Below are 14,325 nucleotides of genomic sequence, written 5' to 3'. Positions count from 1 at the left end.
CCATGCGAGTAGCCATCGCCGGAGCCGGCAACGTCGGCCGGTCCATCGCCCGTGAACTGATCAGCAACGGCCACCAGGTGCTCCTGATGGAGAAGGACCCGATGGCGATCAATCCCGATTCCGTGCCCGGGGCGGAATGGTTCCAGGCGGACGCCTGCGAGCTCCAGACCTTGGAGGAGGCCGAGCTGGAGAACTGCGACGTGGCGATCGCGGCCAGCGGGGATGACAAGGTGAACCTGGTGCACTCGCTGTTGGCGAAAACGGAGTTCGGGGTGCCCCGCACGGTGGCGCGCATCAACCATCCGGGCAACGAATGGCTCTTCGACGAGGCCTGGGGGGTGGATGTCGCGGTCTCCACTCCCCGCATCATGTCGGCCCTGGTGGAGGAGGCCGTCGCGACCGGTGACCTGGTGAGGCTGTTCACCTTCACCAAGTCCTCGACGAACCTCTCCGAGATCCGGTTGCCCCGGCAGAGCCCCTTCGTCGGGCGCCGGATCCGTGATCTGGAGCTGCCCCGCGAGGTGGTCCTGGTGGCGATCATCCGTGACGGCATCCCGCTGGTTCCCGAACGCGACGGTGCCCTCGAGGCCTTGGACGAGATGCTTTTCGTGGTCAGTCAGGATGCGGAGGGCGAGCTCAGCTCGATGTTCACCTCCGCCGGCTGACCCGGTGTCAACTGACGACCTCGAATTCGGGGTTGTACATGACACGCCCGTTGTCGCCGGAGGAGATCCGGCCCTGCACGACGAGGTCACACCCGGGCGTGATGCAGTCCAGGCGGCGGCGCCCGGTCCAGTTCAGTTCTATGCTGCCCGTGCCGTCGGTCAGCAGCGCCTCCACGCCGCCCATGTCCAGGCTGGTGACCCAGCGGACGGTGCCCCGCACCTTCACCCTGGAGCGGTCACAGCACTCGGCCAGGGGGCTGGCACCGCAGTCGCGTGACCGCTCCTTCAGGTCCTCGGCCTCCAGTTCCTCTGCCGGGGAAAGGAATCGCCGCAGCCTCCGCATGAAGCCGTGCTGCTGTTCGCCGGTCATTTCTGCTCCAGGTCCGGAATCGTCAGGGGAATGAGGCTGCCCGGCGCGGCCGGGGCGGTTCCTCTGCGGACCACGAGATTGCCGAAGCACTCGAGAAGCGCGATGCTCGCGTCCTCGTTGTCCGGTTCGAGGGCGGCGCGCCCGAAGACGATTCCGCGCAACACCCATCCGGGCCCCCCTACCAGCCAGGTACGGGAAATATGGGTTCCGCGCCTGCCCTGGGCGTCGGTGACGGGCTGCTGGCGGCGCAACTCCACCCCGAAGGGGCCCTCCAGGAGGGTGACCTCTCCGCCCTCCTTCTCGGTGGCCGCCGCGATCTCCTCGCGGATCTCGGCGAGCATCGAGGTGCGCCTCGGACCTGCGAACAGCGCGACCTCCATGGCCGAGGCACCATCCCCCACCAGGAAGGACTGGACCTGCTGCCGGGGTTCGTCCACCTGGAGCTGCAACTGCATCGCCTCGAACGGGGTGACCACGAGCGCCCCGAGGTCTATCCGCTGGACGTCGTCCTCGTCCAGGTCCACCTCGTCGATGTCGAAGGGGCCCTCGTCGCGGTCGAACATCTCGTCGATCTCGGCCCACTTCTCCTCGTCGGTCATCTCTTCGACGATCTCCTCGTCGTCATCGGTCTCCTCGACCGTTTCCTCATCGGTGGTCTCCTCGACCGTTTCCTCATCGGTGGGTTTCATGCTGCTCCCTTGTGGATTCACTGTTGTCCGGTTGAACCATAACCGCCCCGGCCGCGCTCCGTCTCATCGATTTCGGAGACCGGAGTGAACTGGGCGGAAATGAAGGGGACGACCACCAGTTGGGCCACCCGTTCGCCCTCCTGCAGCTCCACGGCGGTCCTCGTATCGAGGTTGATCAGGCAGATGCGGATCTCGCCGCGGTAACCGGAATCGATGATGCCGGGGCTGTTGACGATCCCGAGGCCACACCTCGCGGCCAACCCGGATCTGGGCGTCACCATCCCGACGGTGCCCGCAGGAAGAGCGATGCGCACCCCGGTGCCGACCAGCCTTCGCTCCCCCGGTTGGAGGGTGACGGCCTCGGTGATGCGCAGGTCGGCGCCTGCATCCCCCGCCCTGGCATAGGCCGGCAGGTGTTCTGGGGCATCCACGACCACTGGTATCTCAGACACCCGGTCAATCTAGCGCGGCTGCGGCCCATCCGTGACCCGGGACATAATGGGAAGCCCGAGAAACATCGAAAGGACCTTGCCATGGCCGTTGAGGAAAAGATTCTGTGGAAGATCTACGCGGGCGTGCTCGGCGCGGCCACCACTCTTCTGGCCCAGAAAGTCGTGACGAAGGCGTGGGAAGCGGCCACGGGAGACGTCCCCCCGGATCCGAACGATCCCGACACCCCGATGATCCAGGCGCTCATCTGGGCCCTGTGCAGTGGGCTCGGCGTGGGCATGGCCCAACTCACCATGAACCGTTACATGCAGCGCCGCTGGTTCTCGAACACCGGCCGCAGGAGTCCGGGTCGGCTGCGCAACAAGATGGATATGTGATTCGGGTCACACGCAGTCGACGCAGTACTTGAGATCGCCCTTGGTCTCGGCCAACTGGCTCTGGGATTTGACGAGGAAGCAGGATGCGCAGGTGAACTCGTTCGACTGCCGGGGCAGTACCCGCACCGTGAGTTCCTCGTGGGACAGGTCGGCTCCCGGCAGTTCGAACGACTCGGCCGCCTCGACCTCGTCCTCGTCGACCTTTCCGGAGTTCTTGTCGTTTCGGCGTGTCTTGAGTTCCTCGAGCGAATCCTCGCTCATCTCCTCGTCGCTCTTGCGTGGTGCGTCGTAGTCGGTGGCCATGTCCGTGGTCCCTCCTGGTCTCGCCATCGGTTCGTCCCGAAATTAATCGGGGCTATGTGTACCACATCCTGAGCCTGGCGCAAGTCCCGGGTTCCGGTGGTGTCGGCTGGTAGGTTGTTCAACCAGACACAAGGGGAGTTTGCATGGACAGCGCATTGAGCCCGCGGGAGATCCAATCCCGCATCCGTGGAGGGGCCACGCTCACCGAGGTGGCCACGGAAGCCGGTGTGGATCCGGCACGGATCGAGGGTTTCGCCCTTCCTGTGTTCGCGGAGCGCGAGCACATGACCAGCACCGCCTTGGAATGCGCGGTCAGGCGCCGCGGTGATGGTTCGGGGCATCGCCGCCTGCAGGAACTCATCTCCACCCGTCTCCAGGCCCGGGGGATCGATTCGGAGGACATCGCCTGGGATTCCTGGCGGGAACCCGACCGCAAGTGGCGCCTGGTGGGGGTGTTGGAGAGCCACGAACGGCGGGCCGAGTTCATCTTCGATCCCCGCGGCCGCTTCACCATCGCAGACAACCCGGACGCGCGGTGGATGATCGGCGAGGAACTGCCCGGCGGCAAGGACCCCGACAACGAGAACACCGTGGATTTCGATGACGAGTTCGCGCTGGTGCGCGCAACCGCGCAACCAACCACTCCCCCTCCTCTCCCGGGCGACGACGTCCCCAGCGGCAACTTCGACGAGGGCCCGGCGACCTCCGAGCTCGACGATCTCTACGACATGCTGAGCGGCGTGAGTGAGGACTCGGTGCGGATCTACGTGGCCATGGACGACGAGTCCGCTGAGGAGGACACCCCGCAGGAACAGAGCGGGCAGGGGGACTCCGAGGAGACCGAGGTGATCGACGAGTTCACGGGGATACCGGAAGCCGATGCCGCCGATACCGTCGAGACGTCCCTGATCGGATCGGCCCAGGACCCCTTGGTCGAGGCCGACACCGAGGACACCGCGCCGCAACCCAGACCACGGCACCGCCGCAGGGCCCGCGTCCCGAGCTGGGACGAGATCCTGTTCGGCGGCCCGTCCCACTGAACCTCGTCATTCCCCGAAGGGCAGGGGATCCTCACCCAGGGTGGCGCGGGCCCGGGTCGCGGTCATGCGGCGCCGGTGATGGGCCCGGCAGAGCACCTCGTAGCGGACATCCCCCGTCTCGGTGTCCCCCACCACAACCTGGGAACCCTCCGTGACCATCAGGCCGTCGACGGTACGGGCGTTGTGGGTGCCCTTCGCCCCGCACCAGCACAATGGGCCGATGGGGAGGGTCTCCACCCGGTCGGCCAGCTCCACCAGCCGCTGCGACCCGGGAAACAGCCTGGTCCTGAAGTCCGCGAGGATCCCGAAGGTGTAGACGTCGATCTGCAGTTCGTCCACGATCCGGGCGAGCTGCTCCACCTGTTCCCCTGTGTAGAACTGCGCCTCGTCGCAGACGAGATAGTCGACCCGTCTGCCCGCCACCAGCTGGGCTATGACGTGGGCCCAGAAGTCGAACCCCTCGTCCACCTCGGTGGCCGGCGCCTCGAGCCCCAGCCGGGAGGAGATCCGCGCCTCGCCCGAGCGATCCCGGGAAGTGAAGATCCGGCCCTGTCTGCCGTGCGTGGACTGGGTGTGGTCGAACTGCAGGGCGAGGGTCGACTTTCCGCAGTCCATGGGACCGGTGTGAAAGACGAGTTCAGGCACTCATGGCTCCGATCAGTTCCTCGTAGATGGAAACGTAGGCCTCAGCGGTGTGCCGAGGGGTCAGTTCTTCGAGCAGGCCCCGGGACGCGGAACGCATCGCGGCACGCCGCCCGGGATCGGCGAGTCTCCGCATCCCGGCCGCCAGGGAGTTTATATCCGGTTCGGTCAGCAGCGCGGACTCCGGTGAGGTGGCCACGGTCAGGCGGTCGTCGCAGTAGAGGATCGGGAGCCCCGCCGCCACGGCCTCGGAGAGCACCAGCGCCTGGGAGTCGAACCGGTGGCTCGTCAACACGAACACATCGGAGTTGACCAGTTCGTAGGCGATCGCGTCCAAGGAACGCAGATGCCCCCGGAAGTCGATGTTGTTGGCGCCTGCGGCCAGCATCCTGAGCAGGGGACGTTGATCGCCGTCCCCGACGATCACCAGTTCCGAACCCGGTATGTCGGCACGCCGGAATGCCCGCACCAGCACGTCCAGGCGTTTCTCCTTCGCCAGCCGCCCGACCGTCGTGAACCGTACCGTCTTGTCGGCCCTTTCCCGGCGGGCGTGGGAGATGGCCTCCAGCATGCCCCGACCGACACCGGTGGGAACCACATACCCGGGTACCCGGTGGGTGGCCGCCGTCTCCACCAGGTCCTTCATGAAGGGACTGGGAACGGTCCAGGCGTCGACCTTGCCAGCGATGTCGGCGAAGGAGGCCCAGTCCATCCGGGCCGCCAGCCCGCCGGGTTCCTGGGCCCTGGACACCAGCCGGGAGCGACTGGAGGCCCGCCCCGCCGCTCTGGTCAGCAACGGATTGATCAGGAACTGGTAGAGCCAGGTGCCGAAGATGGCGGCCTTGACGGTCTGGTGGGTGCCCGCGACATTGGCGTGAAAGGTGTGGAGGTGTGGGATGCCCTGGAGTCTCGCGATCCTGGCGCCGAGTATCAGGGCCCCCCGTTCGGTTTGCGTGTGCACCACGTCGAAGCGCGCGCATTTCGTGATCAACCGGGCGCGGCGTTCCGAGTTGTGCAGGATGCTCAGGTGCGCGGGAAGGCCCTCGACGTAGATGGTCGGGCACTCGATGACGCGACAGCTCCTGGGTTTCTCCAGGTGCCGGTCTGGGGCTATCAGGCTCACCCGGTGTCCCAGCTCCGTCAGTTCCTGGATCTGGGTCTCGACGGAGCGGCCGATTCCACCGGAGGAGGGGAAGAAATCGTCTATCAGCAGCGCGATGTGCATCATTGCGGCCCGAAGGTGAAAAGCGGTACGTACATCTCGGCTGCGGTCAGGGAGCCGTGCTGGCCATGGAGCCCGAACTCCTTCGGGAGGCTCCGGGTGTGGATGGCCCAGTCGCCTTGCATGACGACGAGCACATCGCCGATGCGGGAACGGACCCGGTCGGTCACGGCACCGAACCACCCCGCCTCGATCGCGTCGTCGCGCAGCCACACTTCTGCCCGTTCCCCCAGCTCCGCGGCCCAGGCCTTGGCGAGCCGGTCGGGTCGCGGGTCGTAGAGTTGCCTGAGTCTTGGTTCTCCCCCCACCCGCCAGGCCCCCGTCATTCCCGGGTGGTCCTCGATCGTGATCTGGTGCTGTTTGGGGACGTTGACCATGCCGTGGTCGCCGGTGACCAGCAGACACGTGTCGTCCGGAAGCGCCGCCAGCAGGCCCGTGACGAGTTCCTCCGCCCGGACCAGCGAGTCCAGCCACTGCCAGCTCCCAACCCCGTGGGCGTGCCCGCTGTGGTCGAGGCCGCGTTCGTAGGCGTAGACCACCTCGTGGTCGCGCAGGGCCCCGGTTACCAGATCGATGAATGCCCGGTGGTCGCCCTCGGTTTTCACCCCGAGGTGTTCGGACCCGCCAAAGGCCAGCCTCTGGAGTCCGCTGTCCTTGAACCGGGCGAGACTGACGCAGCCGCTGGTGATCCCCCGGGAACGCATCCGCTGGTAGAACGTCGGTTCGCAGGCGAAGCTCTCGACATCGGCGGGGCCGCCCGCCCACGTCAGGGCGTTCACCACGCAGCTGCGATCCGGGTCCAGAAAGGAGTAGCCGACCACCCCGTGGCTTCCGGGAGCGGAACCGCAACCGATGCTGGTGAGGGATGTCGCGGTGGTCGAGGGCACCGCGCAGGTCAGGCGAATGGCCTTTTCCAGTCCCGGGGCGAACAGATCGCTGTCGTGGCTGTGTTCGGCGACGGGAAACCAGCCGAGACCGTCGATCAGCAGGATGACGTACCGCGCCGCCCGCGGCACGTCGATCAGCGGGGTCTCCCCCAGCAACCGGGCCGCGACGCTGGGCAGCAGATTGTTCAGGCAGGCACCCTCGTAGTCGGGCAGCACGAGACCGCTCATCCGACGTGCTCCTGCAGCAGGGAACCGAATGTCATGAGCTTTTCGACGCTCTGCCATCCGTCACCCGCGGGGCTCATCCGGACGGTCAGGTCGTTCGGGACCGACATTCCGGTCCATCCGTGTTCCGCCTCGCACTGCGGGTCCTCGCAGGTCGCGGGGCCGATGTCCAGCCGGGAGGCGGCCCCCCACGCCAGGGTCAGCCAGGCCTCGACGAGCTGCGATCCGTTGGAGGGGTACTTCTCGGGGTGGTGCACCGAACGGGTCACCACGACGGAGTGAACGGCCCTGAGGGCGACCACCTCCGCGCTGGTTATGGCGCGATCCGGGTAGCCGGCGTCCTGCTCGTCGGTGTGGCTGATTATCAGCTGCTTGTCGGTGAGCACGAGCGCAGTGAGGTGCCGCTGCAGATCGCCCGTTGCGAAACTGGCCTCGTGGTGCACGAGGTAGCCGAGCATCCTCTGCCGCCCCAACGCCCCGGAGATGCTCGCCCAGACGAGTTCGGGGAAGAACCGGCAGTCCTCCACCTCTTTCTTGAGTGCGGCGACCTTGGAGGCCTCGGGGGACAGCTGAATCACCCGGCCATTCTTCCACTAAATTGAGACACCATGAAGTCCAGGCCCTTCTTCGCCGCCCGCCTCGAGGATCGCCTGAACCGGGTGTTGAACCGTTTCCTGTTGCGCCGCGGCTGGCAGGAATGCATCACCTCGTACACCGGTTTCGGTACCACCAGACAGGTTCGTGTCCTCGCGCGGATCGTGTTGCGACCCCCGAAGGACGCGGGAATCGTGCAAGCGGCAACCGACCTGCTGCATCGTCGCGGATGGCGCAATTTCATCGCCGCCGCGAAGGTGACCTCCAGGGCCGAGATCGTGATCGGGGATCTCAGGGTCCCGGTGCAGGCGGACCGGGGCGGCTACATAGATGTCAGGATCCGCGACCACGGCCTGCCGGTCGGATGGCACCAGGTGCTCATCGAGGGCGCCGGTGGGGCCTCGAACTGGGCTCCGGTCCAGGTGATCGACGAGAACCAGACCTTCGGGATCGTCTCGGACATCGACGACACCATCCTGTCCACCTGGCTTCCCCGCCCCATGGTCGCGGCCTGGAACTCCCTGGTGCTGACCGAACAGGCCAGGCAGGCCGTCCCGGGCATGTCGCGTCTGTTCCAGGAGCTGATCGCCGCCCATCCGGGCGCGCCTCTCATCTTCGTCTCGACGGGGGCCTGGAACACCTACCCCATGGTCACACGCTTCCTGAAACGCCACGGTTTCCCCCGAGGCGCGCTGCTGCTGACCGACTGGGGACCGACCAACACCGGCTGGTTCCGAAGCGGAGCCCACCACAAACGCACCTGCCTGCGGGAACTCGCCCGGGACCTGCCCAACATCCGCTGGCTGCTGGTCGGCGACGACGGCCAGCACGACCCGGACCTGTACGCCGAGTTCGCCAGCCTCCAACCCGACCACGTGGCCGCCCGTGCGATCCGCCAGCTCACCCCCGGCGAACACGCCCTGGCCCACGGCACCCTGACAGAGACCCCGGACATCTGGGAGTGGACCCCGGACCTGGCCCCGGAGGTCCGTGCATCCGACGGGGATGGACTTGCCGATAAGCTACGCCCGTTGATCCGGCTAGAGGAGATCTGAACCAGCCCATGGCCAATACCACCGAGGAGTTCGAGGAACACATCCTGGATGTCGACGTCACCGAGGAAATGGAGACCAGCTTCCTCGAGTACGCCTACTCCGTCATCTACGCCCGTGCCCTGCCGGATGCGCGCGACGGCCTGAAACCCGTCCAGCGGCGCATCCTGTTCTCGATGGACGACATGGGCATCAGACCAGAGAAGGGACACGTGAAGTGCGCCCGCGTGGTCGGTCAGGTGATGGGTGTGCTGCACCCGCACGGCGACAGCGCCATCTACGACGCCCTGGTGCGCATGGCACAGCCGTGGGCGATGCGGCTGCCCCTGATCGACGGTCACGGCAACTTCGGATCGCTCGATGCGGGACCGGCCGCGATGCGTTACACCGAGTGCCGGATGGCACATCCCGCGGTGGCGATGACCGCTGGCCTGGACGAGGACGTCGTCGATTTCAGGCCGAACTACGACGGCAAGGACACCGAACCCGAGGTGTTGCCCGCGGCCCTGCCGAACCTCCTGGTCAACGGGGCCTCGGGGATCGCGGTGGGAATGGCCACCAACATCGCCCCGCACAACCTCCGGGAGGTGGTCTCCGCGCTGAAGGCGCTCCTGAGCAACCGGGAGATCCCCTTGGAGGAGCTGATGCGGCACCTGCCCGGCCCCGACTTCCCCAGCGGGGGACGGATAATCGGTCTCGACGGCATCCGCGACGCCTATGCCACCGGACGTGGCTCCTTCAAGGTGAGGGCCAGGGCCAGCATCGAACGGGTCTCGGCGCGCCGCCGCGGCATCGTCATCACCGAACTGCCCTACCTGGTCGGTCCGGAAAGGATCATCGAACAGATCAAGAAGGGCATCGACTCGCGCAAGCTGGTCGGCGTCGCCGGGGTGAAGGACCTGACCGATCTGGCCAACGGCACCAGGCTGGTGGTGGAGGTCAAGAACGGCATCAACCCCGAGGCCCTGCTGGAGCAGCTCTACCGGGTGACGAAACTGGAGGACACCTTCGCCATCAACGCGGTGGCGCTCGTGGAGGGGCAGCCGCGGACCCTCACCCTGAAGCAGCTGCTGGAGGTCTATCTGGATCACCGGCTCCAGGTGACGATCCGCCGCACCCAGCACCGCCTCGGCAAGGCCCGGGAACGGCTGCACCTGGTCAAAGGGCTGCTGCTGGCCATCGTCGACATCGACGAGGTCATAGCCATCGTTCGTTCCAGCGAGGACGCGGCCGAGGCCCGCACCCGGTTGATGGGTGCCTTCGACCTGGACGAGGTGCAGGCGAACCACATCCTGGACATGCAGCTGCGTCGCCTGACGAAGTACTCCACGCTGGAGTTGAACGCGGAGGCCGACGAACTGGCCGCCCGCATCGAGGAGTTGCAGCGCATCCTGGACGACGACACGGTCCTGAACACCTTGGTGGCTTCGGAACTCGACGAGGTGGCCGAGCGGTTCGGAACCCCCCGCAGGACGGTGCTGCTGGCCTCCGACGGCGTGGTCAGGTCGGCGGCTCCCCTGGAGGTTCCCGACGAGCCGTGCTGGGTGCTGTTGTCCACCACGGGACGCGCGGCCCGCACCGATTCCGCCGCTCCCCTGCCGGTGACGGGTCCCAGGGCCGCCCACGACGTGATCGCTGCCGCGATCAAGGTCACCTCCCACGCCGAGTTCGGGGTGATCACCAACACGGGACGCCTGCTGCGGGCCAGGGCCATCGAACTTCCCACCGTGCCGCTGACCGCCACGGCACCGAACCTGCAGGGCGGTTCCGAGTCGCGGGAACTGTGGCCCCTGGAGCAGGGAGAACGGGTGGTCGGTCTGACCTCCCTCGACCCCGAGGGGCCGGGCCTGGCCCTGGGGACGCTGCGGGGTGTGGTCAAACGGGTCAACCCCGAGGTGATCGGGAAGGATTCGTGGGACGTGATCCGCCTCGAGGAGGGCGACGAGGTCGTGGGCGCGGTGGAGCTGACCTCCCCGAACCTGGCGTTCATCACCTCGGATGCGCAGCTGCTGCACTTCTCCGCCGACCTGGTGCGTCCCCAGGGGCGTCTGGGCGGCGGCGTCGCCGGGGTGAAGCTTTCAGCGGACGCGCAGGTGTTGTTCTTCGGCGGGGTCGATCCCGCAACGGATCTCGTGGTCACGATCGCGGGGGCGCCGGATTCGTTGTTCGGACACACCACGGGTGGCGCCAAGGTCACCCCGCTGGCCGAGTACCCGACCAAGGGCAGAGCCACCGGCGGGGTCAGGTGCCAGCGTTTCCTGAAGGGAGAAACGGCTCTCATAGCCGCCGCAATCGGCGGGTTCGTGACCGCCGCGGCCTCGGATGGCACACCGGTTCCCCTGCCGGAACCCACGCCGAAACGTGACGGTTCCGGTGTCTCCCTGAAGGGTGCGGCCGAGGCGCTCGGGGCCCGGCGCACCCCTGAAGTGATTGAGTTGATCCCATGAGTTTCGACGACCTGCTCTCCGCCAACCGAAGCTACGCGGAAAACTTCTCCCGGAAGGGAGTCGACGGCATCGCCCACGCGGGGGTCGCGATCGTCACATGCATGGATTCACGCATCGACCCGTTGCCGATGGTCGGTCTCGGTCCCGGTGACGCCAAAATCCTTCGCTCCCCCGGCGGTTGGGTGGCTCCCTGGACCATGACGGGCCTGGTGCTGGCCGTCCAGCTGCTCCACGTCGACCGGATCATGCTCATCCCCCACACCCGCTGCGCCATGGCGGGAACCGACGAGGCGCTGCACCAGTCGATCGCGGAACGCAACGGCATGGACGCCACCTGGTTGAGTTTCGGTGCCAGCCCGGACCAGATGAACCGTTTGAAACAGGACGTCTCCGCCGTGCTGGCCCATCCCCTGATAAAGAACCAGGCCAAGGTCGGGGGTTTCATGTACGACGTGGACACTGGTCTGCTGGAGCAGATCCTCTGAGAGACCTGTCACCGTCCCATGGTGTCGCGAGAACCTCGGAAGGGATGTGAGGGCCTTGCCCAGACCAACATCCAGGAATGAGCTGGTTCAACTCGCGGCGACGAAGTTCGACGAACTGTGCGCGCTGTGCGATTCGATGACCGAGCATGAACGAGCTGCTTCGTTCGACTTCAGCGGCGAAACCAGCAGGAAAGAGGCTCATTGGCGGCGCGACAAGAACATTCGGGACGTCCTGACGCACCTGCACGAATGGCATCAGCTCCTGCTGACCTGGGTGAGGGACAACAGGAGCGGACGGCCGAGACCGTTCCTGCCGGAGCCATACAACTGGAGGACCTACGGCCAGTTGAACGAAGAGTTCTGGCGCCGGCATCAGGCGACCACGACCGAGGAGTCCGAACGGCTCGTGCGTTCCTCCCACGAACAGGTGATGGCCTTGATCAATTCCTTCAGTGACGCCGAGTTGTTCGAGAAGGGCCGGTTCGGCTGGACGGGAACGACGACGCTGGGTTCCTACTGCGCATCCGCGACATCGAGCCATTACGACTGGGCGATGAAGAAGATCCGCGCTCATCTCAAGAAATTGCGCTCCGCTCCCCGGCCCTAGGTGCGGTGTCGTTCCAGGTGCCCCAAGGCTCGTTCACGGCCATTCTCAGGTCCGCCCCGGCCAAGGGCCTCGGCGATTGAGGGGCGGCTCGTGAACAAAGCCCTCCTCAGACATCTATGCGGTCGGATTCCAGCGCGTAGGCGCCCGCGACGATGAACTCCTTGCGCGGCGCCACGTCGTTTCCCATCAGCATCTCGAAGACGGCCTCCGCCCGTTCCGCGTCATCCACGGTCAGACGCCTCAGGGTGCGACGCCTGGGGTCCATGGTGGTCTCCGCCAGCTGGTGGGCGTCCATCTCACCCAGCCCCTTGTAGCGCTGCGGTTCCTTGAACCGCACCCCTTTCTTCGTCAACTCCGCGGCTTTCCGCTGGTACTCACCGTCGGTGTAGGTGTAGATGTATTTCTCCATTCCCCGCTTCGGGTTGATCAGTTCGAAACGGTGCAGCGGAGGAACCGCTGAGTAGACCCGGCCCGCTTCCACGAGGGGACGCATGTAGCGGAAGAACAGTGTGGCGAGCAGGCAGCGGATGTGGGCCCCGTCGGAGTCGGCGTCCGCCATGAAGATGACCTTGCCGTAGCGCGCCGCATCCACCTCGAAGGTACGTCCCGAGCCGGCACCGACCACCTGGATGATGGCCGCGCACTCGGCATTCTTGAGCATGTCGCCGACGGATGCCTTCTGCACGTTCAGGATCTTTCCGCGAATCGGCAGCAGCGCCTGGAACTCGGAGTTGCGTGCCGTGTTCGCGGTGCCCAGCGCGGAGTCGCCCTCGACGATGAACAGCTCGCTCAGTTCGCCGTCGGCGCTGCGGCAGTCCTTCAGTTTCGGTGGCAGCGACGACGACTCGAGGGCGTTCTTCCGGCGCTGGTTCTCGCGGTGCGCCCGGGCCTGGATGCGGGTCCGGGAGGCGTTCACCACCTTCTCCATGAGGGTTCGCGCCACCTGCTTGGTAGCCGCCTTGGAGCTGGTCAGGAAGTCCGTGAGCTCGTTCTCGACGATGCGCGCCACCAGGCGCTGCACGGGAGGGGTGCCCAGCACCTCCTTGGTCTGGCCCTCGAACTGCGGCTCCGCGAGCCGGACGGTGACCACCGCGGTCAGTCCCTCCAGGCAGTCGTCCTTGACTATCTCATCGCCGTTCTTCAGCAGCCGGGTCCCTTCGAGGGCCTTGGTGAAGGCCCTGACCACGCCACGTTCGAAACCGGAGACGTGGGTGCCGCCCTTGGGGGTGGCGATGATGTTGACGAAGGAACGCACCTGGGTGTCGTATCCGGTGCCCCAGCGGGCGGCGATGTCGACCTCGAGGCTACGTTCCACGTCGGTGGCGGTCATCGCCCCGGCCTCGTCGAGCATCGGCACGGTCTCGGTGAACGAGTCGCGACCGGAGATGCGCAGCACATCCGTCAACGGGGCGTCCTTCGCCAGGAAATCCGCGAACTCCGTTATGCCTCCCTCGTGGAGGAAGGCCTCGGTGTCGGGTTGCCCATCGCGCGCGTCGGTCACCTCCAGACGCAGACCCGGGACGAGGAAGGAGGTCTGGCGTGCCCGGTCGTGCAACTGGGGCAGGGAGAGACCGGCGTCGGCGAGGAAGATCTGTTTGTCGCTCCAGTACCGCACCCGGGTTCCGGTGCGGTTCTTCGGCACCCGCCCGAGTTTCCGCAGACCCGAGGCCGGGGTGAAGGGAGCATCCGGTCCCTCACCGTCGAAGATCCCGGGCACCCCGCGCCGGAAACTCATGGCCCAGGTGGCTCCCTCCCGGTCCACCTCGACATCCAGGCGGGAGCTGAGCGCATTCACCACGGAGGCACCAACCCCGTGGAGCCCGCCGGTCGCGTTGTAGGAGGAGTTCCCGAACTTACCGCCCGCGTGGAGCCGGGTGTAGACCACCTCGACGCCGCTGAGGCCCGTGCGCGGTTCCTTGTCGACGGGGATGCCGCGGGCGTGATCCACGACCTCGACGGAGCCGTCCTCGTGGAGGGTGACCGTGATGCGGTCGCCGAAACCGGAGAGGGCCTCGTCGACGGCGTTGTCTATGATCTCCCACAGGCAGTGCATCAGGCCACGGGTGTCCGTGGAACCGATGTACATGGCCGGGCGTTTGCGCACCGCCTCGAGGCCCTCCAGGACCAGCAGGTTCTTGGCCCCGTAGTCGCGGGGGATGTGGGTGTTGGGGTTCGAGCGCACCGGGACAGGTTACCGGGTACCGGAGGGGCGCGTCAGTGATGTCTGGATGCCGCGCCCCCGGGAACCGGGAATAATTGGAGGGGCGCGC

16 protein-coding genes are annotated in these 14,325 nt (G+C 66.5%); 7 read left to right on the top strand and 9 right to left on the bottom strand.

What is annotated here, in order from left to right; all coding sequences use genetic code 11:
• Positions 1-2: 2 nt before the first annotated feature.
• Positions 3-665 (top strand): potassium channel family protein, encoded by a 663-nt coding sequence (locus ACO6D6_RS02675; protein ID WP_484783037.1) that lies wholly within the window; start codon positions 3-5, stop codon positions 663-665.
• A gap of 7 nt (positions 666-672) precedes the next feature.
• On the opposite strand, the gene ACO6D6_RS02670 is transcribed toward ACO6D6_RS02675, so the two are convergent.
• Genes ACO6D6_RS02670 through dut form a run of 3 tightly spaced genes read right to left on the bottom strand, consistent with a single transcriptional unit; the run spans position 673 to position 2,176 of the window.
• On the bottom strand, positions 673-1,035 hold the full coding sequence (locus ACO6D6_RS02670; RefSeq protein WP_484783035.1) for an OB-fold nucleic acid binding domain-containing protein: 363 nt from the start codon (positions 1,033-1,035) through the stop codon (positions 673-675).
• A complete protein-coding gene (locus ACO6D6_RS02665; protein ID WP_484783033.1) occupies positions 1,032-1,724 on the bottom strand; it encodes a DUF3710 domain-containing protein in 693 nt (230 codons plus the stop codon). The genes ACO6D6_RS02670 and ACO6D6_RS02665 overlap by 4 nt, the downstream gene beginning before the upstream one ends.
• Positions 1,725-1,741: 17 nt before the next feature.
• Complete coding sequence (gene dut, locus ACO6D6_RS02660; RefSeq protein ID WP_484783031.1) at positions 1,742-2,176, bottom strand: dUTP diphosphatase; 435 nt, start codon at positions 2,174-2,176, stop codon at positions 1,742-1,744.
• A gap of 81 nt (positions 2,177-2,257) precedes the next feature.
• Here dut and ACO6D6_RS02655 point away from each other — a divergent pair, with 81 nt between their 5' ends.
• A complete protein-coding gene (locus tag ACO6D6_RS02655) occupies positions 2,258-2,551 on the top strand; it encodes a DUF4235 domain-containing protein (RefSeq protein ID WP_484783030.1) in 294 nt (97 codons plus the stop codon).
• Between the two features lie 6 nt (positions 2,552-2,557).
• Here the strand turns inward: ACO6D6_RS02655 and ACO6D6_RS02650 are convergent, their stop codons facing one another.
• Positions 2,558-2,854, bottom strand: coding sequence for a DUF4193 domain-containing protein (locus ACO6D6_RS02650; protein WP_014846564.1), 297 nt, complete (start codon positions 2,852-2,854; stop codon positions 2,558-2,560).
• 143 nt (positions 2,855-2,997) lie between these two features.
• Between ACO6D6_RS02650 and sepH the strand changes: the two genes are divergently transcribed.
• A complete protein-coding gene (gene sepH, locus ACO6D6_RS02645; protein ID WP_484783029.1) occupies positions 2,998-3,894 on the top strand; it encodes a septation protein SepH in 897 nt (298 codons plus the stop codon).
• 6 nt (positions 3,895-3,900) lie between these two features.
• Here the strand turns inward: sepH and ACO6D6_RS02640 are convergent, their stop codons facing one another.
• The 4 genes from ACO6D6_RS02640 to ACO6D6_RS02625 are packed head-to-tail and all read right to left on the bottom strand — an operon-like array spanning position 3,901 to position 7,448.
• Positions 3,901-4,539: a thymidine kinase gene (locus tag ACO6D6_RS02640; protein ID WP_484783027.1), complete on the bottom strand. Its 639-nt coding sequence runs from the start codon at positions 4,537-4,539 to the stop codon at positions 3,901-3,903.
• Positions 4,532-5,764 carry a glycosyltransferase family 4 protein gene (locus tag ACO6D6_RS02635; protein ID WP_484783026.1) on the bottom strand — a complete coding sequence of 411 codons (1,233 nt, stop codon included), beginning with the start codon at positions 5,762-5,764 and terminating at the stop codon, positions 4,532-4,534. Before ACO6D6_RS02635 ends, ACO6D6_RS02640 begins: the two co-directional genes overlap by 8 nt.
• A complete protein-coding gene (locus ACO6D6_RS02630) occupies positions 5,761-6,873 on the bottom strand; it encodes an alkaline phosphatase family protein (protein WP_484783024.1) in 1,113 nt (370 codons plus the stop codon). Before ACO6D6_RS02630 ends, ACO6D6_RS02635 begins: the two co-directional genes overlap by 4 nt.
• Positions 6,870-7,448, bottom strand: a complete 579-nt coding sequence (locus tag ACO6D6_RS02625; RefSeq protein ID WP_484783022.1) for a DUF5998 family protein — start codon at positions 7,446-7,448, stop codon at positions 6,870-6,872. The genes ACO6D6_RS02630 and ACO6D6_RS02625 overlap by 4 nt, the downstream gene beginning before the upstream one ends.
• Before the next feature lie 30 nt (positions 7,449-7,478).
• Between ACO6D6_RS02625 and ACO6D6_RS02620 the strand changes: the two genes are divergently transcribed.
• Genes ACO6D6_RS02620 through ACO6D6_RS02605 form a run of 4 tightly spaced genes read left to right on the top strand, consistent with a single transcriptional unit; the run spans position 7,479 to position 12,055 of the window.
• On the top strand, positions 7,479-8,519 hold the full coding sequence (locus ACO6D6_RS02620; RefSeq protein WP_484783020.1) for an App1 family protein phosphatidate phosphatase: 1,041 nt from the start codon (positions 7,479-7,481) through the stop codon (positions 8,517-8,519).
• Positions 8,520-8,527: 8 nt separating this feature from the next.
• Positions 8,528-10,963, top strand: a complete 2,436-nt coding sequence (locus ACO6D6_RS02615; RefSeq protein ID WP_484783017.1) for a DNA gyrase/topoisomerase IV subunit A — start codon at positions 8,528-8,530, stop codon at positions 10,961-10,963.
• A complete protein-coding gene (locus tag ACO6D6_RS02610) occupies positions 10,960-11,448 on the top strand; it encodes a beta-class carbonic anhydrase (RefSeq protein WP_484783015.1) in 489 nt (162 codons plus the stop codon). Before ACO6D6_RS02615 ends, ACO6D6_RS02610 begins: the two co-directional genes overlap by 4 nt.
• Before the next feature lie 55 nt (positions 11,449-11,503).
• Complete coding sequence (locus tag ACO6D6_RS02605) at positions 11,504-12,055, top strand: ClbS/DfsB family four-helix bundle protein (RefSeq protein ID WP_484783013.1); 552 nt, start codon at positions 11,504-11,506, stop codon at positions 12,053-12,055.
• A gap of 106 nt (positions 12,056-12,161) precedes the next feature.
• Here ACO6D6_RS02605 and ACO6D6_RS02600 read toward each other — a convergent pair whose 3' ends face one another.
• The gene (locus ACO6D6_RS02600; RefSeq protein WP_484783012.1) at positions 12,162-14,237 is read right to left on the bottom strand and encodes a DNA gyrase/topoisomerase IV subunit B; all 2,076 of its coding nucleotides are present in this window, start codon (positions 14,235-14,237) and stop codon (positions 12,162-12,164) included.
• Positions 14,238-14,325 lie beyond the last annotated feature (88 nt).

Source organism: Arachnia sp. (assembly GCF_057238465.1).
The sequence above is the reverse complement of the archived record's forward strand: the minus strand, read 5'-3'. Positions and strand labels throughout refer to the sequence as shown.

Bases quoted from the DNA above. Each gene is read 5' to 3' on its own strand.
- ACO6D6_RS02675 (WP_484783037.1), top strand. From the start codon at position 3: ATGCGAGTAGCCATCGCCGGAGCCGGCAACGTCGGCCGGTCCATCGCC.
- ACO6D6_RS02670 (WP_484783035.1), bottom strand. From the start codon at position 1,035: ATGACCGGCGAACAGCAGCACGGCTTCATGCGGAGGCTGCGGCGATTC.
- ACO6D6_RS02665 (WP_484783033.1), bottom strand. From the start codon at position 1,724: ATGAAACCCACCGATGAGGAAACGGTCGAGGAGACCACCGATGAGGAA.
- ACO6D6_RS02655 (WP_484783030.1), top strand. From the start codon at position 2,258: ATGGCCGTTGAGGAAAAGATTCTGTGGAAGATCTACGCGGGCGTGCTC.
- ACO6D6_RS02650 (WP_014846564.1), bottom strand. From the start codon at position 2,854: ATGGCCACCGACTACGACGCACCACGCAAGAGCGACGAGGAGATGAGC.
- sepH (WP_484783029.1), top strand. From the start codon at position 2,998: ATGGACAGCGCATTGAGCCCGCGGGAGATCCAATCCCGCATCCGTGGA.
- ACO6D6_RS02635 (WP_484783026.1), bottom strand. From the start codon at position 5,764: ATGATGCACATCGCGCTGCTGATAGACGATTTCTTCCCCTCCTCCGGT.
- ACO6D6_RS02630 (WP_484783024.1), bottom strand. From the start codon at position 6,873: ATGAGCGGTCTCGTGCTGCCCGACTACGAGGGTGCCTGCCTGAACAAT.
- ACO6D6_RS02620 (WP_484783020.1), top strand. From the start codon at position 7,479: ATGAAGTCCAGGCCCTTCTTCGCCGCCCGCCTCGAGGATCGCCTGAAC.
- ACO6D6_RS02615 (WP_484783017.1), top strand. From the start codon at position 8,528: ATGGCCAATACCACCGAGGAGTTCGAGGAACACATCCTGGATGTCGAC.
- ACO6D6_RS02610 (WP_484783015.1), top strand. From the start codon at position 10,960: ATGAGTTTCGACGACCTGCTCTCCGCCAACCGAAGCTACGCGGAAAAC.